19 protein-coding genes and 2 pseudogenes are annotated in these 22645 nt (G+C 71.3%); 13 read left to right on the plus strand and 8 right to left on the minus strand.

Annotation, left to right across the window (positions count from 1 at the left end):
- The first annotated feature begins 143 nt into the window (after window positions 1–143).
- The 4 genes from ACZ592_RS38545 to ACZ592_RS38560 all read left to right on the plus strand — a co-directional run bounded on the left by ACZ592_RS38545 (window position 144) and on the right by ACZ592_RS38560 (window position 5274).
- Window positions 144–1058: an MBL fold metallo-hydrolase gene (locus ACZ592_RS38545; RefSeq protein WP_471586421.1), complete on the plus strand. Its 915-nt coding sequence runs from the start codon at window positions 144–146 to the stop codon at window positions 1056–1058.
- Between the two features lie 36 nt (window positions 1059–1094).
- Window positions 1095–2609, plus strand: coding sequence for a carboxylesterase/lipase family protein (locus tag ACZ592_RS38550; protein WP_471586422.1), 1515 nt, complete (start codon window positions 1095–1097; stop codon window positions 2607–2609).
- A gap of 217 nt (window positions 2610–2826) precedes the next feature.
- Window positions 2827–4056, plus strand: a complete 1230-nt coding sequence (locus ACZ592_RS38555; protein ID WP_471586423.1) for a cytochrome P450 — start codon at window positions 2827–2829, stop codon at window positions 4054–4056.
- 78 nt (window positions 4057–4134) lie between these two features.
- Window positions 4135–5274: an ABC transporter substrate-binding protein gene (locus tag ACZ592_RS38560; RefSeq protein ID WP_471586424.1), complete on the plus strand. Its 1140-nt coding sequence runs from the start codon at window positions 4135–4137 to the stop codon at window positions 5272–5274.
- Between the two features lie 39 nt (window positions 5275–5313).
- On the opposite strand, the gene tatA is transcribed toward ACZ592_RS38560, so the two are convergent.
- From tatA to ACZ592_RS38575, 3 genes are all read right to left on the minus strand, one after another.
- On the minus strand, window positions 5314–5544 hold the full coding sequence (gene tatA, locus ACZ592_RS38565; RefSeq protein WP_471586425.1) for a Sec-independent protein translocase subunit TatA: 231 nt from the start codon (window positions 5542–5544) through the stop codon (window positions 5314–5316).
- A 138-nt stretch (window positions 5545–5682) separates the two neighbouring features.
- On the minus strand, window positions 5683–6672 hold the full coding sequence (locus ACZ592_RS38570) for a sporulation protein (protein ID WP_471586426.1): 990 nt from the start codon (window positions 6670–6672) through the stop codon (window positions 5683–5685).
- Between the two features lie 517 nt (window positions 6673–7189).
- A complete protein-coding gene (locus ACZ592_RS38575) occupies window positions 7190–8485 on the minus strand; it encodes a PAS domain S-box protein (protein ID WP_471586427.1) in 1296 nt (431 codons plus the stop codon).
- A gap of 352 nt (window positions 8486–8837) precedes the next feature.
- Here ACZ592_RS38575 and ACZ592_RS38580 point away from each other — a divergent pair, with 352 nt between their 5' ends.
- Genes ACZ592_RS38580 through ACZ592_RS38590 form a run of 3 tightly spaced genes read left to right on the plus strand, consistent with a single transcriptional unit; the run spans window position 8838 to window position 13572 of the window.
- Window positions 8838–10193, plus strand: coding sequence for an ATP-grasp domain-containing protein (locus tag ACZ592_RS38580; RefSeq protein WP_471586428.1), 1356 nt, complete (start codon window positions 8838–8840; stop codon window positions 10191–10193).
- Complete coding sequence (locus tag ACZ592_RS38585; protein ID WP_471586429.1) at window positions 10190–12214, plus strand: PEP/pyruvate-binding domain-containing protein; 2025 nt, start codon at window positions 10190–10192, stop codon at window positions 12212–12214. The genes ACZ592_RS38580 and ACZ592_RS38585 overlap by 4 nt, the downstream gene beginning before the upstream one ends.
- Complete coding sequence (locus ACZ592_RS38590) at window positions 12211–13572, plus strand: MFS transporter (RefSeq protein ID WP_471586430.1); 1362 nt, start codon at window positions 12211–12213, stop codon at window positions 13570–13572. The genes ACZ592_RS38585 and ACZ592_RS38590 overlap by 4 nt, the downstream gene beginning before the upstream one ends.
- Window positions 13573–13646: 74 nt before the next feature.
- On the opposite strand, the gene ACZ592_RS38595 is transcribed toward ACZ592_RS38590, so the two are convergent.
- Both ACZ592_RS38595 and ACZ592_RS38600 read right to left on the minus strand, forming a co-directional pair.
- A complete protein-coding gene (locus ACZ592_RS38595) occupies window positions 13647–14294 on the minus strand; it encodes an HAD family hydrolase (protein ID WP_471586431.1) in 648 nt (215 codons plus the stop codon).
- Window positions 14295–14501: 207 nt separating this feature from the next.
- Window positions 14502–14660 (minus strand): hypothetical protein, encoded by a 159-nt coding sequence (locus ACZ592_RS38600; protein ID WP_471586458.1) that lies wholly within the window; start codon window positions 14658–14660, stop codon window positions 14502–14504.
- Here ACZ592_RS38600 and ACZ592_RS38605 point away from each other — a divergent pair.
- Window positions 14632–14924 (plus strand): annotated as a pseudogene (locus ACZ592_RS38605) (FAD-dependent monooxygenase); the annotation flags it as partial. The gene ACZ592_RS38600 and the pseudogene ACZ592_RS38605 sit on opposite strands and share 29 nt — an antisense overlap.
- A gap of 293 nt (window positions 14925–15217) precedes the next feature.
- Here the strand turns inward: ACZ592_RS38605 and ACZ592_RS38610 are convergent.
- Complete coding sequence (locus ACZ592_RS38610; RefSeq protein ID WP_471586432.1) at window positions 15218–15373, minus strand: hypothetical protein; 156 nt, start codon at window positions 15371–15373, stop codon at window positions 15218–15220.
- Window positions 15374–15727: 354 nt separating this feature from the next.
- Between ACZ592_RS38610 and ACZ592_RS38615 the strand changes: the two genes are divergently transcribed.
- Window positions 15728–17095 carry a phosphatase PAP2 family protein gene (locus tag ACZ592_RS38615; protein WP_471586433.1) on the plus strand — a complete coding sequence of 456 codons (1368 nt, stop codon included), beginning with the start codon at window positions 15728–15730 and terminating at the stop codon, window positions 17093–17095.
- A gap of 3 nt (window positions 17096–17098) precedes the next feature.
- On the opposite strand, the gene ACZ592_RS38620 is transcribed toward ACZ592_RS38615, so the two are convergent.
- Window positions 17099–17914, minus strand: a complete 816-nt coding sequence (locus tag ACZ592_RS38620; RefSeq protein ID WP_471586456.1) for an endonuclease/exonuclease/phosphatase family protein — start codon at window positions 17912–17914, stop codon at window positions 17099–17101.
- A 185-nt stretch (window positions 17915–18099) separates the two neighbouring features.
- Window positions 18100–18732, minus strand: a complete 633-nt coding sequence (locus tag ACZ592_RS38625) for a TetR/AcrR family transcriptional regulator (protein WP_471586434.1) — start codon at window positions 18730–18732, stop codon at window positions 18100–18102.
- Between the two features lie 190 nt (window positions 18733–18922).
- Here ACZ592_RS38625 and ACZ592_RS38630 point away from each other — a divergent pair, with 190 nt between their 5' ends.
- The 4 genes and pseudogenes from ACZ592_RS38630 to ACZ592_RS38645 form a co-directional block, all read left to right on the plus strand.
- The gene (locus ACZ592_RS38630; RefSeq protein WP_471586435.1) at window positions 18923–19552 is read left to right on the plus strand and encodes an MSMEG_1061 family FMN-dependent PPOX-type flavoprotein; all 630 of its coding nucleotides are present in this window, start codon (window positions 18923–18925) and stop codon (window positions 19550–19552) included.
- A 58-nt stretch (window positions 19553–19610) separates the two neighbouring features.
- Complete coding sequence (locus ACZ592_RS38635) at window positions 19611–20525, plus strand: PDR/VanB family oxidoreductase (protein ID WP_471586436.1); 915 nt, start codon at window positions 19611–19613, stop codon at window positions 20523–20525.
- A gap of 260 nt (window positions 20526–20785) precedes the next feature.
- The gene (locus tag ACZ592_RS38640) at window positions 20786–21976 is read left to right on the plus strand and encodes a sensor histidine kinase (RefSeq protein WP_471586437.1); all 1191 of its coding nucleotides are present in this window, start codon (window positions 20786–20788) and stop codon (window positions 21974–21976) included.
- Window positions 21973–22632 (plus strand): annotated as a pseudogene (locus ACZ592_RS38645) (response regulator); the annotation flags it as partial. The gene ACZ592_RS38640 and the pseudogene ACZ592_RS38645, both read left to right, overlap by 4 nt.
- Window positions 22633–22645 lie beyond the last annotated feature (13 nt).

Raw genomic sequence — 22645 nt, forward strand, 5'->3', positions numbered from 1 at the left:
CGGCCGTGGCGCCCGCTTCCGGGCGGTGCGCGCAGGTGCAGTCACCTGACGGATACCGCGGGGGCCGAGATCGCTCGTACGGTTCTGGAAATTCGACGAACTCTTCGAACTCTGCCCACTCTGCGCACTCTTCAGGACAGCTCATGGATCAGATCACGCTCGGAAACGTCACCATCACCCGCGTGGAGGAGTATTTCGGCCCCGTCGACATGACGCCCGAAACCTTCTTCCCCGACCTTTCGAAGGAGGTGTGGGACGACACCACTCCTTCGCTTTCCCCTCATTTCCTGAACGCCGAAACCCGGGTGGTGAATTCGGCGATCCAGACCTGGCTGCTGCGCAGCGAGGGGAAGACGATACTCGTCGACACCGGTGTGGGAAACCACAAGGAACGCCCGTACGCCCCGGTCTGGAGCCACTTCGACACAGACTTCCTGTCCCGCCTCGCCCGGGCCGGGGTGGCACCGGAGGACGTGGACATCGTCATCAACACGCATCTCCACATCGACCATGTCGGCTGGAACACGTACCTCGACGGGCGGAACTGGGTGCCCACGTTCCCCAACGCCACGTATCTGATGCCAAAGGACGACTTCGAATTCTGGAATCCCGAAAACGGTCACGAGCCGCTGCTCGGCCGAGGCAATCAGAACGTCTTCGAGGACAGCGTGGCCCCGGTGCACCGGGCGGGCCGGACACACCTGTGGGAGGGAAGCCACCGCATCGACACCGACCTCCGCCTCGACGCGGCCCCCGGACACACTCCCGGCTCGTCCGTACTGACCCTCACCTCCGGGACGGACCGTGCCGTGTTCGTCGGCGACATGCTGCACAGCCCCACGCAGATCCTCGAGCCGGATGCCAACAGCTGCTTCTGCGAGGACCCGGCGGGCGCCCGCGCCACCCGTCGCAGGGTGCTGGGCTGGGCGGCCGACCACAACGCTCTGGTGATCCCCGCGCACTTCGGCGGCCACGGCGCGGCCGAAGTGGTGCGCGACGGCGCGAAGTTCGCTGTCAAGGGCTGGGCGCCCTTCACGCCGTACACGGAGCAGGGCTGACTTCCACGCAACGTCCACGGAGAGGCACCACCAACTGTGAAGCACCGTCCCGACCCCGTCGTCACCACCGCGCAGGGCGCTGTACGCGGCCGTCCGCGCCCGGACGACGGCGTCGCCGCCTTCCTGAACATTCCCTACGCCGCTCCGCCCCGAGGAGCGGGCCGGTTCGCCCCGCCGCGGCCGCACGAGCCGTGGGACGGCGTACGCGACGCGACCGTTCCCGGTCCCAACGCGCCCCAGTCCGAGCGGAAACTCGGCAGCGTGGACATGTCCCCCTACTTCGGCACGGGCTGGAGCCGCGGTGAGGACTACCTCACGGTCAACGTCTTCGCGCCCGTGCCCGTGCCCGTGCCCGCACCCGAGGCGGGCGGCCGGCCGGTGATGGTGTTCGTCCACGGCGGGGGATTCGTCGCCGGATCGACGCGGTCCGCGCTGTACGACGGCGGCGCCTTCGCCCGCGACGGGGTCGTCCTGGTCACTCTCAACTACCGCCTCGGCATCGCCGGGTTCCTCGACCTTCCCGGAGTTCCCGCCCACCGCGGCCTGCTCGACGTCATCGCCGCGCTCCGCTGGGTCCGGGAGAACATCGCCGCCTTCGGCGGTGATCCGCACAGCGTCACCCTCTTCGGCCAGTCGGCCGGGGCGACCATCGTCGGCGGCGTGCTCGCCGCCCCGGAAGCCCAGGGGCTCATCCGCAGGGCGATCGTCCAGAGCGGCAGCGGCCTGGGGGCGTTCACGACCGAGCAGGCCGCGCGCGTCACGAGGGCGGCAGCCGCGGAGCTGGGAGTCGAGCCCACTGCCGAGGCCTTCACGGAGATCCCCGACGAACGTTTGGTCGAGGCCGCCACCCGGCTCGCGGGAATCGACCTGCGGACCGCCACGCACCGCGACCCGTTGGCCGGCCTCAGCCCCTTCAGTCTGGTCCTCGACACCCAGCCCGCCGCATCCGTCGCCGCCGGACTCGGCGCCGGCGTGGACCTGCTCCTCGGGACCAACACCGAGGAGGGCAACCTCTACCTGGTGCCCGTGGGCACCTACGCCACCTCTACCGCCGAGGACGTCGACGCGGCGGCGACCCGCACCCACCCGAACCCGCCGCACCTCGTCGGCGCGTACCGGGCGGCCCGTCCCGAGGCGTCCGCCGGGGAACTGCGGTCCGCCATCCTGGGCGACGCGCTGTTCGGCGCGGGCACCCGCGCCCTGGCCGACGCGCACGCCGCCCACGCCGGATCCGCCACCTACGCGTACGAGTTCGCCTGGCGCTCGACGGCCCTGAACGGCACTCTCGGCGCCACGCATGCCGTGGAACTCCCGTACGTCTTCGACCTCACGCGTCTGCCCGCGTTGCAGGGGACGAACGGCCTGCTCGGCCCGGTAAAGCCCCCCGCCGGGCTCGCCGCCCGCATGCACGAGACCTGGATCCGCTTCGCCACCACCGGCGACCCCGGCTGGACGCCCTACGACACCGAGCGCCGCGCCACGATGCGCATCGACACCGGATGGGCCGAGGTCGACGACCCCCGGGAAGAGGAGCTACGGGCCTGGAGGTGACATGCACGCAGGGGGCGACGGCCGGCAGGGGCAGCAGGGAGGGGCAGCAGGGAGGGGTAGCAGGGACGGTTCTCGCGCGGTGTCAGCGTCGTGACAGAGGTATGTCAGGTGCGGTAGTCACTGTGGTCGCAAGATCCGGCACGAAAGCCGTCCTGAAACCGGCACGAACGCCGCCCCCCCCGACACCGGCACGAAAGCCGCCACGAAAGGACATCCGATGAGCCAGACGGTTCCGGTCCCGCACGGCCTCCCCATGGAGCGCAACGCGGGTCCCTTCGACCCGCCCAGGGAGATCACCCGGCTGCGCGGGGCCCGACCCGTCAGCCCCCTGGTCTTCCCCGACGGCCACGAGGGCTGGCTCGTCACCGGCTACGAGGCGCTCCGCGGGCTCCTTGCCGACACGCGGTTCAGCTCCCGCCAGGACATCGGGCCTCTCCATGTCCCGTACGACGTCCCGGGCATGCCCGCCGTGACCGAGCCGTCCCCACAGATACCCGGTGTCTTCATCGCCATGGACCCGCCGGACCAGACCCGGTTGCGGCGCAAGCTCACCGGCGCGTTCACCGTGCGACGCATGAAGCAGCTCGAGGAGAGCATCGTCGACATCGCCGAGCGCCGGCTGGACGAGATGGCGCGGCTGACCCCACCGGTCGACCTGGTCGCGGAGTTCGCGCTGCCGGTGCCGTCCCTGGTGATCTGCGAGCTCCTCGGCGTCCCCTACGACGACCGGACGACCTTCCAGGTCAACTCCGCCAAGTTCATGGAGAAGGACGTGGTGCTCGACGAGAAGATGGCGGCCTACACCGCCCTCACCGCGTACCTCGCCGAACTGGTCACGCGCAAGCGTGCCGAGCCCGGCGACGACATCCTGTCCGACCTGGCCCGCCACGACGACCTCACCGTCGAAGAGCTGACCGGCATGGCGTTCCTGCTGCTGCTCGCGGGCCACGAGACCACTGCCAACATGCTGGGTCTCGGCACCTTCGCGCTCCTGGAGCACCCCGAACAGCTCGCCGCGCTGCGCGCGGAACCGGACCTGATGCCCGGTGCGGTCGAGGAACTCATGCGCTATCTGTCCGTCGCCGACATCTTCTACCGCTACGCCACGGAGGACATCGAACTCGGCGGCGAGACGATCACCAAGGGATCGACCGTCGTCATCTCCCTGCTGGCCGCCAACCGTGACCCGCAGCGCTTCGACGATCCCGACGCCCTGGACGTCCGACGCAACGCCCGCGGCCAACTGGCCTTCGGTCACGGTGTCCACCAGTGCCTGGGCCAGCAGCTGGCCCGCATCGAGATGCGCGCCGGCTTCGCGGGTCTGCTGCGTCGCTTCCCGACCCTCGAACTCGCCGTTCCCGCCGACGAGGTGAGGGTGCGGGACGACATGAACATCTACGGCGTCCACGAACTGCCGGTCACCTGGACCGAACCGGCGCACGAATAATTACTTGCCCGGCGGCGACGGAGACGGATGCAATGTCGGCCGAACCACGGCCGAGCAGCACAACGGAGACGCCCACCCATGAGTACGTCACTCTCGCGCCCCGGAACCGAACGGGCCCAGCGCTCCGAGGGGGCCGGGCGACCGGACGGTTCGCCGGTCCGGATCGGCGCTCTCGTCCCGCTCACCCGGCCCGGCTGGACCGAGGCGGGCCTGCACCTGCTCGCTGGGCTCAAGCTGGCCGCCGACGAAGTCAACGCCGGTGGCGGAATCGGCGGACGGTCTCTTGAGCTGGTGGTCCGGGACACCGCGGCCGACCCGCGGCGGGCCGAGGCGGCTGTGGACGAACTGGCGGGCCTGGGCGTGGCCGCCTTGGCGGGGGAGTACCACAGCGTCGTCGCCCGCGCCGCCGCCACCAGGGCCGACGCCCTCGGCCTGCCGTTCCTGTGCTCGTCGGGGGTTCTCGACGCCCTCACCGAACAGCCGACGGATTGGGTCGCGCGCCTCGCGCCGCCGCAGTCCCGCGGCTGGCAGATGTACGCGGACGTGCTGCTCGGCGCAGGTCACCGCCGTATCGCCGTGGCGGCCCAGCCGAGCCTCTACTGGGCAGCCGGCGCCCGCATTCTGCGGGACCATCTCGCCCCGCGCGGCGGCAGCCTCATCGAGCTCGACATGCGCGAGCTCACTCCCGCGGCCGTGTGCGACGAACTCGTCGGCCACGAGGCGACAGCTCTGCTGCTCCTGGTCGGCCATCCGGATCCTGCCGTGCCGATCGTCCGGGCCGTGCGCCGTGACCGGCGCCTCGCCGACATCAGGATCGGCGCTCCGGCCGGGCAGCCGGAGTTCGCCGCTTGGGAGGCGTTGTCGGGTGACGACGGCGCGGGGGTTCCGTTCCTGCGCTACCTGCCCGAGTCCTTCGGCCCGCTCGGCGCACGAGTCGGGGCGGCCCTGCGCGAACGGCTGGCCGCAGCCCCCTCCTTCGTCGCCTTCGAGGGCTACGACACCGTCACTGTCCTCGCCGAGCTGCTGCGTGCGCACGGCACAGAACGGGAGCGCATCGCCGCGGCCTGGCCGAGCGTCGCGGTGGAGGGCACCCGCGGCCGGATCACGTTCTCCCGCACGCCGGGCATCAGCGTGTGGCAGTGGACGTGGGCGCCCGTCCAGGTCGTCGAGCGCGATCCGGCGCATCTCGCCCGCTTCCGGGTCCTGCGCAGCGGCTGACTCGGCGCGGGCGTGGGCGTGCGCGGACGGGGGAGGGCCTCAGGGCTTCTCGGGGCTGGTCGGCGTGATGACTTCCCCATGGACCACCTGGGGCGTCTGCGCTTCCCGGCCGCCGGCCTTCTCGTCCTTCTCGTGCTTCATCGCCCTGGACTCGGCCTTGAGGATGCGGGCCGACTTGCCCGCGGACCGGGCCAGTTCCGGGAGCTTCTTGGCGCCGAAGACGAGTATGACGACGATGAGGATGACGGCGATCTCGCTCAGTCCGAACACTTGGGTCCTGTCCTGTCTGCGGCTTGGCGCGCGCCGGGGGTCTGGTACGCGCCTGGCGGTAGGTGGGGGCGGTGCGGGTGAGGGACGGGCAGATTCCGTCACTCTGCGGGGAGTTGAGAGTCCTGGACTTGGACGGCCTCAGCCCTCGTCGTCCTCTTCCTCCTCCTCGTCCTCGAAGAAGTCGCCCACCTCGTCGACGACCTCGGCCGCGACGATGCCGCCGACGACCCCGACCGCGAGCCCGGCGGCACCCGCCGCGACGGCGGTGCCCATCCCGGGCCCGGAACGGTGGCGCCCCTCGTGACCCTGACCGTACGCGTCGTGCGAGCCGTATGCGTCGTGCGAGCCGTACGCCGCGCGGTGCTCCACCAGTTGACGGATCCATCCGTCGACGAGCGTGTTCCAGTCGTGGTGCTCGACCCCGTCGTGGCCGACGGTGAAGCGGGTGACCGCGTCGTGGCCGTCGGAGAGGAGCCCGCCGCGCTTGTCCGCCTCCAGGACGACCTCCATGCCGCCCGGGTAGGCGAGGAACGTCAGCTCGATCTCGTTGACCGCCTGGGCGTACCGTGCGGACGGGGTGAGCTCGATCTCCTGGTAGAAGGGGAGTTGCTGGCCGGTACCGCCAATACGGCCGTACTCCAGATCGGCGGACTTGAAGCCGAAGCCCTGCTGCCCCAGCGCCTCCAGAATGGCCTCCTGCGCCGGAAGCGGGCACACGGCGAGCGGGTCCAGGTCGCCCTTGTCCTTCGCGCCCGCGACCGAGAGCTCGGTGCGCACGCCGAGCACGATGCCAAGACCTTGGCCGTAGAGCTCGGTGACCGGGGTCTCCCACGGCAGATTCACGCTGAACGGGACCGTGCGCCGTTGGTCCTTGCCCAGACGGAAGCCGCCTCCGACGGTGAACCGGTCGAAGGCGACGGCGCCTTCGCTCTCTCCGTCCGCGTGCTCCGCCTCGACCCTGGCGACCAGCTCCAGGGAGATGTGTTCGATGTCGAAGTCGGCGCTGCCGCCGCCGAGATGGACCTGCCCGGAGAGCGGGCCGCCGGGCAGCACGGCCCCGGGATCCAGGACCGTGTCGAGCGTGGGTCCTCCCACGCCGAGCGAGCCGAGCAGTCGTTTGAACACCATCGAGGCGTTCTCTCCTTTTTGTGCGCGTGTGAACCGGCCGGCGCCGGTGAACGCCCTCGCGTTCTCTACAAGCATGTAGAAGCATAAGGTCGGCAGGGTGGCTCCGCGCCGCATCCCGGGCCCTGTGGCGTGAACGTCCGAAAATGATCACTACGCAAGGGGAGTTCAGTGCGCTTCTCTCGCCGTCCGCCGCAGGAGAGCGGGACGCTCGCCACGCCGTACCCGTACCGACTGCCCTTTAGGGACACACCGCGCCCGCCCGGCATCGTCACGAGGCCGCCGGACGCCGCGCCCCGGTCTGTCCTGTGTGCCGTCCGGGTGCGGAGAACAGGCGCCCGGACGGGCACGCGCGGCACGCGGGTGCCTGGCGCTCGCCCTGGCCGCAGGGGAGACCGGACGGGCACGCGCGGCACGCGGGTGCCTGGCGCTCGCCCTGGCCGCAGGGGAGAGCGGCACCCGTCCGCTCGCCGGTGCGAACTCCCGTGCCGCCGAGGCGGTCGGGCGCCCGGTCCAGAGGTCAGGCCGTGCTGAGCGGATGCGCCGCCGTCGCCGAACGCGGGGGCCACGCGCGGGGCGCGAGGATGCCGAGGACGTAGGCGCGGGCGACGAGGGCTGGGCGGGTCGCGGCGCCCAGGAGCTGGCGCAGGCGGCTGAGGTGGTAGTCGACCGTCTGCCGGGACAGCTTCAGCGAGGTGGCGATGTCGCTGTTGCTGTTGCCCTCCGCCAGGAGGGACAGGATGCGGATCTGCGCGGCGGTGAGCGACGGATGGGCATCGTGGGCGAGGCTCTGGTGCGTGACGAGCGCCCACACGTGACGGGCGCGCGCGGCGGAGTGGCCGACCGTCGTCAGATGGAGCTGCGCGCGGCGCTGGCGCCCCAGGCTGTCGACGAGCACCGCGGAGGTCTCCACCCGTCTGGTGCGGCGCGCTATCAGCCCGTTCCATCTGCGGTGCAGCCGGTCGAGGCCGGAGTCGGGGGCGAGCAGGGTGTGCGCGCGACGGCCGACCAGGTCGGACGCTCTGAGCCGGAAGAGTTCGGCGGCCGCGGCGCTCGCCTCGACCACCCGTCCGTTGGCCGAGAGGAGCGCGCAGGGCAGACCGCTGTGGTCGCGCAGCGCCCGCAGGTTCTCCTCGGCCTCCTGCCGCTGGACCATGGCGCGCAGGTGATCGGTGATGTCGACGTAGATACCGGCGACGCAGGTCTGCGTGTTCTCCCGCACGGCGAAGCGGTGGCCGACCGCCTGGCCGGTGCTGCCGTCCGGGCGCCGGTAGCCGAGGGTGTGGCGCACCGGCGTGCCCCGGGTGAGGATCTCCTGGTCCAGGGCGCGGAACCGGACGGCTTCGGCGGGGGCGTCGAAGTCCTCGATGCACTTGCCGACGAGCTCCCGCGGGACGGTGCCGTAGAGGTGCGCGTAGGCGTGGTTGGCCCAGAGGTAGCGTCCGTCGCGGTCCCGGATGAAGGCGGCGGCCGGGGCGAGGTCGACGAGGTCCGCGAAGGCGGCGTACCGGCGCGGGGCCTCGGGACGCGAGTCGACCTCGACGGCGAGTCCGCGCGTACGGCCGTGGGCGCGGTTCCCGTCCAGGGGCCAGCTCACGTCGAAGGTGCGGCCGTCGAACGTGGCCTGCCAGCGGCCCTTCTGCGGCGAGTGCCCCGGCTGCGAGAGTTCCTGGTGCATCCGCTCAAGGAAGCGCTGCGCCGTGCCGGTGTCGGTGAAGGCGCCGCCGCCCCTCTCCAGCACCTGCCACGGCTCGTCGACCTCCCACCAGAACACCGGAAGGTCCTCGAGAAGTGCCTTGAGGCTGGAATCGTCCACAGCGTGATCTCCGTCCGTATGCGACTGGCTGACGCACAGTCACCTCGCGATGGGTATCCCGTCCGGATGCCGCACATGCTCGGTTCTCGGCCGAAGTGGTGGCCGGCCCGCGCCCCTTTCGGGATCTTCCGGACGGACCAACGCACCATGCGACTCAGGCATTTGCCTGAACGGCAGGCGTCCCCGGTGGCGCTGGGGGCACCTGCCGACTGGTCCCCTTGAGTGTGCGGGTGAACACGCCCCGCTACGTACACCCGGTGATCCCCTCATGCTCTACGCGCGTCACGCCCCCTGCGGTGACGCGCGCCAACCGGACGAATGGAGACGAACTTCAGTGAGCAAGGTGCTGTTAGTGCATGCCAAGGGTGGTCCGCCGCTCGGTCACGTCCTGTCCAGGACGGCCGCGAAGGCGGAAGTGCACCTGCTGGCGCTCAGCGCTCTTCCTCCCACCGCGACCGGCGCCGCCCGTCGGCTGTGCGCCACGGTCCTGACACCCACCGACGCGCAGCGCGCCGACCTGGTCGCCCTGATCGTCGAGCAGGCGCGGGCCGTGGGCGCGGACGCGGTGCTCACCTTCTCCGAGTACGCGGTCGTCGCCGTCGCCGAGGCGTGCGAGGTGCTCGGCCTCGCGGGGGCGGGCCGTGCCGCCGAGCTCGCCCGCGACAAGCGGCTGATGCGACGCACCTGGCAGGAACACGGCCTGCCGCAGCCCGAGTTCCGACCCGTCGCCACGGAGGCGGACCTGCGCGAGGCGGCCGAGCAGCTGCCCTTCCCGCTGCTGCTCAAGGCGGCCTGGAGCGCGGGGTCCACCGCGCACCAGATCATCCGCCACCCGCACGAGGTGTCCGCCGCCTGGCGCCGCTCGCGCGAAGTGATGGACGAGTCCGCCGAGTTGGGATACGCGGAGCTGCATGTCGCGGAGGCCAACGCCGACTTCGTGGTCGAGCAGATCGTGACCGGCACCGCGTCGGAATGGTTCGACGAGCCCGGCTGGGGCGACTACGTCAGCGTCGAGGGCGTCGTGGCGGACGGCGTCTTCCACCCCGTGTGCCTCAGCGGCCGGATGCCCACCGTCGAGCCGTTCACCGAGCGGGCCGGCATCACCCCGGCCCTGCTGGCCCAGGACGCCCAGGACCGCGTCGTGGCTCTCGCCCGGCAGTCCGTCGACGCCCTCGGCCTGCGCGACTGCGGGACCCACACCGAGATCAAGCTCGGCGCCGGCGGCGCCATGTGGCTGATCGAGACGGCCGCCCGGTTCGGCGGCGCGATGACGGTACCGCAGAGCGAGGAGGTCTTCGGGCTCGACCTCGTCGGGATGCTCGTCGACCACCTCCTGGGCCGCCCGGTCGACTGGCCCGAACAGGCCCTCACCCCCGCGCAGGGGCGCGGCGCGGCCGGCTCCCTGGTGGTCCTCGCGGTCGACGGCAAGGGCGTGGCCTGGCCGGACCGCAGGGTCTGGGACTTCCCCGCGGTGCTGGCGGACGTCTCCCTCAGCCGGGGCAGCGACCTTTCGGTGGTCGCGGAGAGCTCACTCGCCGACGGCAGCGTCGTGCCCGTCTACGACCCGGCGGCGGGCGCCAACACCATGGCGGCCCTGTGCCTGCTCTCCGCCGGCGACCCGCGGACCGTGCTCCGCGACTTCGAGACCCTGGTCGACGCCCTGCCCCAGATCCTGCCCGCCGCGCTGCCCGAGGAGGCGTCCCGATGACCGCCCAACTGTTCACCGGTGCCGCCGAACCGGCCACCGACCGCACGGTCGTCGGCGAGAACCTCTCGCTGCCGCTCTTCCGCACCCTCTCCGGGGTCCTGGCCGGGCACCCCTACCTCAAGGTCGTCGTCGACCGCGCCGCGAACACCTGGCACCTGCTCGACACCGCCGCGCACCCCTTCCACGTCAACTACATCGCCACGCGCGTCCTGGGCATGGAGATAGCCGAGCTGGACGCGGATCTGGACGCCTTCAACGCCTCCGTGTACATGGACCCCGGACGCCGCTTCCTGCTCGGTGTGCTCTCCCTGCACACCGACGAGGACGCGGAGGGGCGCGAGCGCACCTTCCTCGTCCTGGAGACGACCGAGGCCGACACCATGCACGGCGGACTCCTCGAGCTCTTCTACGAGTTCGTACGGGTGCGCGTCGACGGCAGGCTGCCGGTCCTGCTCAAGCCCGCCAACCACGGGCAGGAGGAGGAGCTGGCGGCGGTCAGCGAACTGCGCGTGCCGCGCATCCTGAGCCACGAGCTGTTCGGTTCCAGGACCCGCACCCCGCTGAACCCCGGCGAGGCGACCGGCCGGCTGCGGTACTTCCGTACGCACGAGGAGTACGAGGCGGCGGAGGCCGAGCTCGGCTGGGCGGACATCGTCGCCATGCCCTGCCTGCCGGACGACGTGCCCCGGGTGGCCGGATTCCTCAACACGGCGCCGATCACCCCGCTTTCGCACACCAACGTGCTCGCCTCGGGGTGGGGGATACCCAACGCGATCGTGCGCGACCTCGACCAGCTCGTCGAGAGCGGCGGCCTTGACGGCGCGTGGGTCCGCTACCGGGTGCGGGAGGACGAGATCTCCCTGGAGCGGCTGGACCGGGCACCGGCCCTGCGGGCTCCGGCCTGGCACCAGCAGCGCATCCGCCTGGAGCCGCCCCTGCTGGCGGACACCCCCGTCCTGGCCCTGCACCGGCTGCGCAGCACCGACCGCGACCGGTACGGCACCAAGGCGGCGAACCTCGGCGAGCTGCACCACGTGCTCGACAGCCGTACGGCCGACCTCACCGCGTTCTACGGGCGGCCCCGCCCACCGCGCGCGGACCTCTACGGGCACCTCGCGGCACGGCTCGGGCTGAGCGCGCCCTCCGCGGCCGAACTGCGCCCGGCCGCCGCCGATTTCGTGGCGACGACCGTCGGGGCCCCGGAAGGCGTCGCGCTGCCCTTCGCCCTCCAGCAGCACTTCCTCGCCTCCTCGCCCGCCCTCCAACAGGGCATCGGCAAGCTCAAGATGGCCCTCGAGCTCGACGCCACCGACGTCCTGGACTCGCTCTGCCTGCAACTCCAGCACCTGATCCGGCAGACCCCCGTCCCCGAGTCCGTGACCCGGCAGATCACCCAGGCCTTCCCGAGCGCCGCGGCCTCGCGCGGACGGCTGGTGGTGCGCTCCTCGTCCAACGCCGAGGACCTGCCGGGCTTCTCCGCCGCGGGCGTCTACGACTCCGTCACCACCGTCCACGGCGCCGGTGAACTCCTGGACGCCGTACGCCAGGTGTGGGCCTCCCTGGTGTCACCCCGCAGCGTGCGGCTGCGCCACCAGGTCGGCATCTCCCTGGACGACACCTACATGGGCGTGATCATCCAGGAGTACGTGTCCGCCTCCCTCGGCGGCGTCCTGGTGACCTGCAATCCCACGCGCCGCGAGGACTTCCGCAACGTCTACCTCAACTGCTCGCCCGGCTCCCCGGAGCAGGTCGTCGACGGCACGGTCCTGCCGCAGCAGTACCTGTACAACACGGTGGAGGGCGGTGGCAGGACCGTCGCCCTCGGCTCCTGGGGCGAGGCGCTGTCCCCGACGACGCGTGCCCGTCTCGCCGACCTGTCCCTGACCGGACGGCTCCTGCAGTCCCACTTCAGCGGATCGGACCTCGGCGGGGCCGAGGTGGACAAGCCGCTGGACATCGAGTGGCTGATGACCGAGCGGGGCGACTTCCGGCTGGTCCAGATCCGCCCGTACGCGCTGTGAGCCCCCGACTCGGGCGGCCGGGGCCGGGCGCCGGGGCGAGCCTTGGCGTGACCGACACCGCCCGCCGGATCATCCGGCTCAACTACGGCTTCCAGCTGCTGTTCAACCTGCTGTGGTGGATGCCGGTCTTCTACGCCTACCAGAAGACCGCGGGCCTGACGGACGCGCAGATCTTCGGCATCCAGAGCATCTACTACGTGGCCTTCTGCCTGTTCGAGATCCCGACCGGACTGATCGCCGACCGCATCGGCACCCGCAACTGCCTGCGGGCCGGGGCGGTGGTCATGACGGCGGCCAACCTGGCGCCGGTCCTGAGCGCCTCGTACACGGGCTTCCTCGTCCACTTCCTCGCCATCGCAGCGGGCCGTTCGCTCACCTCGGGGGCGGCCAGTGCCTATCTGTACGACGGGCTGCGGGCCGAGAAGTGTGACGAGCACTATCTGAAGGCGGAGGGCACGGCGCGGGCCCTGGGGCTCGCGGCGAAGGTCGTGTGCTGGCCGCTGGTCGGGCCCTTGATGTCCGTCGCGCACTCGGCTCCGTACGTGCTCAGCGCGGCCAGCGCGGCGGGCTCCCTGGCCTGCGCCGTCGCGCTGCCCCGGCTCGCCGGGGGCACGGGCGCTGCCGCGGACAGGGCGCCCGACCGAGGGAACGGGGGGCGCAGGGGCGGCGCCTTCCTGCGGGACGCGGGGGCCGCGCTGCGCTGCGTCGCCTCCTCGCGGTGGCTCGCCCTGGTGATGGTGCAGGGCGTGGCCGTCTTCACGCTGTCCCGCATCTGTCAGGTCAATCTCTTCCAGCCGATCCTGCTGGACCACGGCATCGGGGAGGCCTCGCACGGCGGGGTGCTGGCCGCGATGACGGTGGCGGAGGCGGTGGCCTCGGCCCGCCCCCAGTGGCTCAGCCGCCGCCTGCCGCCGGTCGCCTGGGTCTCGCTGCTCAGCCTCGCGCTGGCGGGCACCCTGGCGGCCATGACGTTCGGCGGACCGTGGGCGGTGGTCGCGCTGCTCTGCCTGTTCGCCGCCGCGACCGGCTTCGCGTACCCGGTGCAGCGCAAGCTGGTGAACGACGCGGTGCCCGCGCACGCCCCGCGCGCCACGCTGCTGTCGGTCGAGAGCATCGTCGACCGCGCGGTCTGCGCCCTGGTGGCGGTCGCCGCGGGCGCCTACCTCTCGGCCGGGCACCTGGACGCCCTGCTGTGGCACAGCGCGCTCGCGACGGTGGTCCTGCTCGGGGCGTTCCAACTGCTGCTGCGCAGTGGGGTGGTGCAACGGGGGCAGGCGCCGGCGACACCGGGAGCGCCTCCGGACGCCGGGCCCGGGGCGCGGGAGACGGAGGACGCCGAGACGCGGGCCGACCGGTGAGCGCCTGACGGGCTGGTTCCCGCTGACGTGGCCCTCGGGGGAGGGGTACGTCAGCGGGAGGGCGCCGACCTCGCTCAGCGGGACCGGCGGCCGAGGAGCTCGATCAGCCGGACCGGGAGGTACGCGGGCCGGTGCGGCCGTGCGACCTGGTACGGCACATAGCCGAGCGAGGCGGCGACATCGACCTCCTCGGCCGTCTCCGCCTGGTAGACGAGGCGGCACGCCCCCGAGGCGGCCTTCGCGCGCTGCCAGAGCACGGGAGCCGGTTTGCGCTCCGCCTCGGTGCGGGGCGTGAGGATCCGGTCGCCGAAGTCCTTCCAGGCGAAGGGCGCGGAGCCCTGCCACGTGGTGTCGACCTCCTTCTTCAGCCTGGCCGCGCGCTCGGCATCGGTCGCTCCCCAGGCCGACGGCACGTTGGTGATCAGACCGATCCTGATGTGGCGTTCGCGCAGGGCACGGAGATAGGAGGCAGCGCCGGGCCGGTAGGCGGTGCTGCCGTCGTCGGCGGTGTGCACCAGGGTCTCGCCGAGGTCGAAGTACACGACGGGGCAGCCGCGTTCGGTGCCGGCACGCGTGGGGGAGGTCGTTGCCGCGCCGCCACTCACGTCCCGGGGCGCTGCCGCGGCCGCACTCGTCGTCGCGCCGCACAGCACGGCCGACGCCAGGGCCAGGCCGAGCGCGAGGCTCGTGCGGGCCGAGCCCCTGGAAACGGATCTGTTCATGGCGTCGTCGCCTCTCGTCGGGCGCATCGCCGAGGATGCGCGCATGTCCCGTTCATGACAGACATTCGCCGCAAGACGTCGCGTGCGGTGACTGCGTGTCAGGAAGGTTTCTCATCGGTGAGCCGGTCTACGGCGCTCTACCCCTGAACACCACGCGTCACTCGGGTCTCGCCCCATCACCCTTCCGCAGTGCGGAAGGCGCGGCTCTCACCCGCGGGTCAGCGGGGTTTCCCGCTCCATGCGCGACAGCTTCGCGGGACTGCGCACGACGTGGAACCCGGTGATGAGGCCGTCCTCGATCCGGCCGGGCGCGGCGTGGCCTGTCGAGCCGGGCCTGGGCCGCCAGGTGATGCGGTTCCTCGACACGGGCGGAAACGTCCTGTTCGCGACGGGCGACGACGGCACCGGCGGCCGTCCCGAGGCGCGGCGCGGCGAGTTGCGACAGGCCCTGTTGGACGCGCTCCCCGCCGGAACGGTCCGGTGGGGGGTGGGGTGGGGGGGCGCAGGGGCAGTGGCGTGCGTTCCCTGGTCGAGGGTCGCCACGAGGTGACGTTCACCGACGACAGGACCATCGCCGCCGGCCTGCTCATCGGCGGGGCCGACGCCTGGTCACGGGTCAGGCCCCTGCTCCCGGTGAGCGATGATCGCGCTCACGCCGGGCCGGGAGATCTGCGCCCACCGGGAGAAGGACGCCACCCCGGCGCGCCTAGGCAGGGCTCGCGGAGTCCCAGGAGCGCAGTGCGGCGATCGCCGAGGCCGCAGCCCCGGAAAACCCTTCACTCGAGGACATGATGACGTTCTTCACCCAGGACGGGCGGACGCCGCGAGAGCCGCGAAGGGGCCCGGCGGAAGGATCTCCGCAGGGCCCCGAACCGCACGAGGGACGTACGTGTACCACTGAGGCTTCGCATGGACTTCGGCCGTCAGAAGTAGTGCTTGCGACCGCCGACCTTGCGCCCGGCCGCACCGAGAATCCACAGGGCCGCGCCGACCACGACGAGCACACCGCCGACGATCGTGAGCAGCGAAATACCGACCAGCAGGCCGATGATGAGCAAGATGGCACCAAGGACAATCATGGGTTGGTTCCGATCTCGAGGCTCTTCGGTGTGTGCGGGCCCCGAACGGGTCCGCATCACCCTGATCCCGCCCCTGGATACCCGGGCCGGGTGGGATCCCAGCCGACCGTGACCGGTCCGCTGCTGCATCCGATGGCCGAGTGCCCCGCCATCCGTCACCCATGCACCCGCGGGCCGGCAATCTCCGACGGCAAGCGTCGGACGACCGGCGCAGCCCCCCGCACCGCCGCGATGGCATGATCTGGTCTTGACGAGCGCCCTCATCGCCCAGCCGCCACCGGAGAACCGCGCCAAACAGGGTGAGGACGACTTATGTAGCTAGCATCTAACAAATCGGTCAAACAATTGATATCCATGACAAAGCGGGTGTTTTCCCGAATAAGCCGCACCATTGACTTCGCCGCGCTCCGTCGCCCGCGGGCGATCCTGTGGGCCGCGGCGGGTGTGGTGGCGATCGGGTTCCTCGTCGCGCTGGAAGTCGCCGCGCGTCATTACGGCGGCGTGCCGGGCCCGATCACCAACCAGGCGCGAGAGGTGATCTTCGCCCCCAAGCCGGGGCCGCTGTACGGCGGCCTGGCGCTGACGATGATGGTGCTCACCTGGCGACAGCGGTTTATCGCCGCCGGCGCCGCGATCGGCATCGACATCGTCTTCGTACTGGTGCGGTGGGCGGTGGACGCCGAGGTGCCCGAGGGCCAGTTCTTCGGCAACGGCGCGTTGTGGGTGATCCTCGGCTGCGCGGTGATCGCCCTCACGCGCCGCACCGGCGCGGACCGCGTCCTGCTGCTGAAGGGCGTCGGTCTCGGCCTGCTGTTGGTGGCAGGACGCAAGACCGGCGACACCTGGCTGCTCATCACCGCGAAGACGCACCCGACGGTGCTCGACCCCTACGTGGCGACCGCCGACCACGCGCTCGGCAATCCGTCGTGGCTGGCCGGCCGGATCCTCAGGGCCACCGAACCGATCGGCACCCATGTGCTCGACCTGGTCTACGCCCAGCTGGCGGTGGCCGCGATCGTCGTCGCGCTCTACCAACTGCGCAACGTGGCCACCGAGCGCCGCTTCCCGACCCACCACCTGGTGCGCACGTTCCTGGTCATCGGCCTGGTCGGGCCCGGCATCTACATGATCTTCCCCGTGGTCGGACCGATCTTCGCCTACGGCCCCGGCACCTCAGGAACCGGCGGCCTGCAGTGGGCGATCGCCGACCTGTGGCCGAACACCCCGCCGCCGCTCAGCGCCCCGCACCCGGTTCTCTACGACGGGATCACCCCGCGCAACTGCGTGCCGAGCCTGCACACGGCCTGGGCCACCGCCATCTTCATCCACTCCCGCAAGGGCCCGTGGTTCCTGCGGTACGCCGGTGCCTTCTGGCTGCTCGCCACGCTCGGCGCGACGTTGGGATTCGGCTATCACTACGGCGTGGATCTCCTTGCCGGAGTGGTGTTCGCCCTCACGATCGAGGCGGCCATTCGCGTGTACGACCGCGGCTGGGAGCGATCGGGCATTCAGCTGGTCGCCTACGGCACGGCGGTGTTCACCGCGCTCCTGGTGTCGTACCGCTATTTGCCGATGGACATGGCCAGGCACCCGTGGCTGTTCGGGCCGCTTCTCCTCGCGGCCATGATCTCCGTGATCTACGGCTACGTACGCACCACCAGACGGTGGGAGTCGACCGCGCTGGCGACCCCGAAGCCGGAGCCGCGACCCGCGTTGGCCTGAGGGCTATCGCCCGGTGCGCTCCTTCAGGTCCAAGTCGCTCTGCAGCAGGTCGTGGTCCGAGTACGGGGTGAGGTGCACGCGGTGCCCGCGTGCGGAGATGCCCCGCAGGAAGACGTAGTCGAACTTGCTGCGCCAGTCGGTGGTCGGCTCGCAGGCCCCGGTGTCCGAGGGGCGGCACCGGGGGTCCGTGTCCGAGGCCAGCTTCCACATGGGGGCGAGTTCCGGGGCCTGCGGCACGGCGTTGAAGTCGCCGAGAACGATCGCGCGGTCGTGCCGGGCGACCTCCGCGGCGAGTACGCGGGCCTGGCCCGCCCGGACCGATTCCTGGCGCCGTTGGGCGAAGTGCGTGTTGAAGACCCGGACGGACCGGCCGTCCACCGTGGTCGTGACCGCCATGTACCCGCGGTCCTCCGAGCCGCCGTCGGGATACTCCACGACCGTGTGGTCCGTCATCGGCGCCGCCGAGAGGATCGCCTGGCCGAAGGCTCCCGGGCTCCACGGCCACCCGCCGCAGCGGCTGCGATTGCGCAGGACCGTCCCGTACTCGACGTGGTACTCCAGCCCGTAGAGGATCTCCAGGTAGTCCCGGATCCTCTCCACGTCCCGCACGCACGCCTCTTGCAGGCCGATGACTTGAGGCCCGTACGTGGCGATCTCCGTCGCGCGGCCGATGTCACTGGCATCACAGGGGTTGCAGATGTTCCACGTCATGACCCGGTTCGGTACGACCTCCTCGACGCCGTCGACGGGCAGGGGCCTGGCGATGAGGGCATCGCCCGCCGCGCTGGGACCGACGAGCACCAGGGTGGCCACGGTCATGACACCCGCCAGCCACCGCGTACCTCTGCTGAGCACCAGAGCCTCCTCAAGGGGTGTGCCGGACCGCGTCGGTGATCCGTCGCCGCCCAGTCTTGCCGATGAGGAGGAAGGATCCGCGCTCAGGGCGGTTCGGGCCGTGGGGACTTGAGGCCATCCGATCCCCCGGGGAAGAGGGCAGCGGAGCGTCAGCCGGGCGTGGGGGCGGCCGTCAGGTACCGGGTGAGCATGGCGACGAGCTCGTCCTCGAGGCGACGGGCGTCGAGGGAACGCGGCGCGGCGACGAGCTGGTGGACGTTGAGCTCGACCGTGGACACGACGAGGTGGGCGGCGACTTCGGTGTCGGTGACGTGGACCTCGGGATGGCGTGCGAGCAACTCCTGCATGGTGGAGACGCGTTCGTGCTCTTCGCGGGCCATCCGCTCGAGGAGTTCGGGGGCACGTGGCGCCTGCTCCATCATGACCTGCAGCAGCTTCGGGTCGTCGAGGTGGTTGTCGATGACCGCGCGTACGAATCCGCGCATGATCGCTTCGAGGGAGTCGGACCGCTCGTCGCCCTGGTGCTTCTCGATCGCGACCACCCCGGCATCGAGATGCCGGGTGATCAGCTCGAGCAGGATCGCGTCCTTGTTCGGGTAGTACTGGTACAGCGATCCGATCGAGATCCGCGCCTGTTCCGCGATCCGGTTCGTGGTCCCCGCCGCGTACCCCTGTTCGGCGAAAACGTGAGCAGCCGCGGTGAGGATGCGCTGCCGGGTGAGCTCGGCGCGTGCCTGAAGTGGCTGTTTACGTGCTCGAAGCGAGTGACGGTCCGACCCCATGCCGCTCTCCTGGATGCGCCACGAATGCGAGTAGCGCTTGATGCGAGTAATTGCTCACAATGGTGCCATGACCTGCGGGGGAGCGGTCCTCGTCCGACGGGGGCAGTGAGCGCCTGCCGTTTTCGCCCCGAGCCGCGGTCTCACGGCCCGGCCCGGGTCCGACCCCCACGCCCCATCCCAAGGAGCCCTCGTGACGAACATCAGCGTCCGCCCCCGGCGACTTTCGCCGGAGGAAGTCCGGGAGCGGCTCGGACCTGTCGACGCCTCGGTCGAGGCCAAGATCCTCGACCGGATCGACGACCACTCCCGGCGGTTCATCGCGCACTCTCCCTTCCTCTCGCTGGCGACGGCGGACGCGGCGGGCCGCGCCGACTGTTCGCCGCGCGGCGACTACCCGGGCTTCGTGAAGGTGCTCGACGAGCACACGCTCGCGATGCCGGACCGCCCCGGCAACAAGATCGCCGACTCCTTCCGCAACCTGGCGGAGAACGACGGAGTCGGCCTGTGCTTCCTGATCCCGGGCATGCGCGAGACGCTGCGGGTCAACGGACACGCGTACGCCACCGACGAACCCGATGTCCTCGCCCGCATGCACACCGAGGGCAGGGAGCCCGTCCTGGCGCTGGTCATCGAGGTGGCACAGGTCTACTTCCACTGCGGCCGCGCCCTGGTCCGCTCCCGTCTGTGGGATCCCGCGAGCCAGGCACTGGCCGACGAGATGCCCTCCGCGGGCGAGATCGTCACCGCCCAGATGGGCCTGGCCATCGACCCCAAGATCGTCGACGACGACCTCGAAGACGCCTACCACATGCTCTATTGATCCCCGACATCCCACCGGCCCCCGCATGTTCCGTGCCCCACCCCGAGGTGAATCAGCGATGCAGACGCAGCACACCGTCATCGACCGCGTCGACCGGGTCGCCGAGGACGTCGTCGCGCTCGTCCTGCGCGGCGCCACCGACCCGCTGGCGCCCTGGGAACCGGGCGCGCACATCGACCTGACGCTGCCGAACTGGCTCGTCCGCTCGTACTCGCTGTGCGGCGACCCCGCCGACCAGGAGTACTACCGCGTCGCCGTGCGCCACGATCCGCTCAGCCGGGGCGGTTCGGAGTACATCCACCACTACCTCCGTCCTGGCCGCGCCCTCGAGGTGTCGGAGCCCCGCAACCACTTCCCGCTCCTGCCCGCGTCGCGGTACCTGTTCCTGGCCGGCGGGATCGGCGTCACCCCGCTGCTGCCCATGCTGTCCGCGGCCGTCCGCGCGGACATCCCCGCCACCCTCGTCCACGTGGGCCGCACTCTGCAGACCATGGCCTTCGCCGAGGAACTGCGTTCGCGCCACGGCGAGAGAGTGCGGTTCGTCGAGACCGAGCAGGACGGCCGCCCGGACTTCACCGCCCTGGCCGCCGAACTGGCACCCGACACCCTGGTCTACTGCTGCGGTCCCGCGCCGATGCTCGCCGCGGCTCAAGAGGCCTTCCCCGCCGAGCGCCTGCACACGGAACGCTTCCGCCCGGCCGTCCGGACCTTCGCCCCGAACACTCCGTTCGAGGCCGTGTGCGCGCGCTCGGGACGGACCGTCCCGGTCGCCGCCGCGCAGTCGCTCCTGGACGCCCTGGCGCGCGCCGGACACGTGGTGCCCTCGGGCTGCCGCGAGGGCGTCTGCGGCAGTTGCGAGGTCACCGTGCTCGCCGGCAGTCCGGAACACCGCGACGACATCGGCGCCCCGGAGGGACGCATGTACGCCTGCGTGTCACGTGCCCTCACGCCGGAACTCCACCTCGATCTCTGACCGGTCGGGCCTGGCGCTCACTGCGGGTGACGCCGTCGCGGTGGTGTGCGGATTGGTGTTCAGGCGGTGCGGGCGGAACAGACGAGGTCCGGGCCGCGGCCGTCTTCGGCAGGCTCCGAAAGGCTGGGGTCCGGCGGCCGGGAACGAGCGACCGCCGGTCTGCTGACGGGCATACCGCCGCCCAAAAGGCTGCTGCTCGGCTCGGACTACTCCCGGCGGCGTATGCGGGGCTGACGCGCGGCACCTACCGTGATCCCGTGATGACCTTCGACCGCTTGCAGGCCCGTGTCCGGGCGCTGCCGCCGCCGTGGGCGGACCTTCTGGTCATGGTTGTCGTCGGGGTGCTCACCGGGGCGGACCTGGCGGTGAACGAGCCCGGGTACCGGCAGGCCGACTGGTTCTCCTGGGCGCTGCTCGCTCTGTCCCTGCCCGCGCTGATGTGGCGCAGGACGTGGCCGACCGCCGTGGCCTCGGTGACGGGAGCCGCGTGCGCGGGCTGGGCGCTGTACGGGCACATCGGGGAGCTGCTGAACCTGCCGGTGATCGTCGCGCTGTACACCGTCGCGGTCCGGGGCAGTCGGCGTCGTACCGCTTGGGTGGCGTTGTTCGCGGCGGGTGCCTCCGGTGCGACCGCCTTGGCCGTGGGCAAGGATGTGGTCAATCCGCAGGGACTGCCGGTTCTGGAGATGGTGTGGCCGCTCGTGCCTCTGCTGCTGGGTGAAGTGGTGCGTATGCGGCGGCAGTTGCTGGCCGAGTACGCGGAGCGCGCTGTCCGCGCCGAGGCCGACCGGGAGCGCGAGGCGGCGCGCCGCGTGCACGAAGAGCGGACCCGCATCGCCCGGGACCTGCACGACGTGGTGGCGCACACCGTGGCGGCCATGACGGTGCAGGCCGGGGTCGCCCTGGACGCCTTCGACCGGAAACCCGAAGTGGCACGATCAGCCATGCGCACAGTGCGTGACGCGGGCAAGGAGGCCGTACGGGAACTGCGCGCGACGGTCACCGTGCTGCGCGAGCCGGGCGGCGAGAGCACCGCCCCGGCGCCGGGGCTCGACCGGATCCCGGACCTGGTGAGGACCTTCACGGGCAGCGGAACCGAGATCACGCTGCAGCAGGACGTCCAGGATCCGGCCGCCGTCCCGCGCATGGTCGATCTCGCCGCCTACCGCATCGTGCAGGAAGCCCTCACCAACGTGGTGAAGCACGCCGACGCTCGGCACACGGCCGTCTCGGTCGGCCGATGGGAGCGATGGCTGTACGTCGAGATCGTGGACGACGGCACGGGGAACGGCGGCCAGGAGTCCGCGGCCGGGTTCGGACTGATCGGCATGGCGGAGCGGGCGTCCGCGGTCGGTGGGAGCATCGAGTACGGGCCGCTGGCCGAAGGCGGTTTCCGCGTGCGGGCCGAGCTGCCGGTGGACACGACACCCGGTGAGGGGAGCGGATCATGACCGTGCGGGTGGTGCTCGCCGACGACCAGACCGTCGTACGGGCGGGTTTCCGCGCACTGCTCGACCTCACCGACGATCTGGTCGTGGTCGCCGAGGCAGCGGACGGCATGCAAGCCGTCGAAGCGGTCCGCACCACCCGCCCGGACGTGGTCCTCATGGACATCCGCATGCCCGGAATCGACGGCATCGAGGCCACCCGCCGCATCGCCGCCGACCATACGCTCGACCAGGTCAGAGTTGTCATGCTGACCACGTACCAGGTGGACGAGTACGTCTTCGAGGCGCTGCGGCACGGAGCGGCGGGGTTCCTCATCAAGGACGTGGAACCGGACGAGCTGCGCGATGCGCTCCGCACGGTCGCGGCCGGGCAGAGCCTGCTGGCGCCGGCGGTCACCCGCTCGGTGGTGGAGGAGTTCGCCCGCCTCAAGGCCCCCGAGGCGGCCGGCGCCGAGCGGCTGGCGCCGCTGACGGAACGGGAGCGCGAGGTCATGGCTCTGGTCGCGGCGGGCCTGACCAACGAGGAGATCGGCAAGGAGCTGATCATGAGCCCGCTGACCGCGAAGACCCATGTCAGCCGCGCCATGATCAAGCTGGGTGCCCGGGACCGGGCACAGCTCGTCGTCCTCGCGTACGAGACGGGACTCGTGCGGCCCGGCGGACGTCAGGGCT

This window comes from Streptomyces sp. NPDC040622 (assembly GCF_055593965.1).

What these genes read in the sequence shown, in the direction of transcription:
- ACZ592_RS38545 (WP_471586421.1), top strand. Translation starts at nt 144, where the DNA reads ATGGATCAGATCACGCTCGGAAACGTCACCATCACCCGCGTGGAGGAG.
- ACZ592_RS38555 (WP_471586423.1), top strand. Translation starts at nt 2,827, where the DNA reads ATGAGCCAGACGGTTCCGGTCCCGCACGGCCTCCCCATGGAGCGCAAC.
- ACZ592_RS38560 (WP_471586424.1), top strand. Translation starts at nt 4,135, where the DNA reads ATGAGTACGTCACTCTCGCGCCCCGGAACCGAACGGGCCCAGCGCTCC.
- ACZ592_RS38570 (WP_471586426.1), bottom strand. Translation starts at nt 6,672, where the DNA reads ATGGTGTTCAAACGACTGCTCGGCTCGCTCGGCGTGGGAGGACCCACG.
- ACZ592_RS38585 (WP_471586429.1), top strand. Translation starts at nt 10,190, where the DNA reads ATGACCGCCCAACTGTTCACCGGTGCCGCCGAACCGGCCACCGACCGC.
- ACZ592_RS38595 (WP_471586431.1), bottom strand. Translation starts at nt 14,294, where the DNA reads ATGAACAGATCCGTTTCCAGGGGCTCGGCCCGCACGAGCCTCGCGCTC.
- ACZ592_RS38610 (WP_471586432.1), bottom strand. Translation starts at nt 15,373, where the DNA reads ATGATTGTCCTTGGTGCCATCTTGCTCATCATCGGCCTGCTGGTCGGT.
- ACZ592_RS38615 (WP_471586433.1), top strand. Translation starts at nt 15,728, where the DNA reads ATGACAAAGCGGGTGTTTTCCCGAATAAGCCGCACCATTGACTTCGCC.
- ACZ592_RS38620 (WP_471586456.1), bottom strand. Translation starts at nt 17,914, where the DNA reads ATGACCGTGGCCACCCTGGTGCTCGTCGGTCCCAGCGCGGCGGGCGAT.
- ACZ592_RS38625 (WP_471586434.1), bottom strand. Translation starts at nt 18,732, where the DNA reads ATGGGGTCGGACCGTCACTCGCTTCGAGCACGTAAACAGCCACTTCAG.
- ACZ592_RS38635 (WP_471586436.1), top strand. Translation starts at nt 19,611, where the DNA reads ATGCAGACGCAGCACACCGTCATCGACCGCGTCGACCGGGTCGCCGAG.
- ACZ592_RS38640 (WP_471586437.1), top strand. Translation starts at nt 20,786, where the DNA reads ATGACCTTCGACCGCTTGCAGGCCCGTGTCCGGGCGCTGCCGCCGCCG.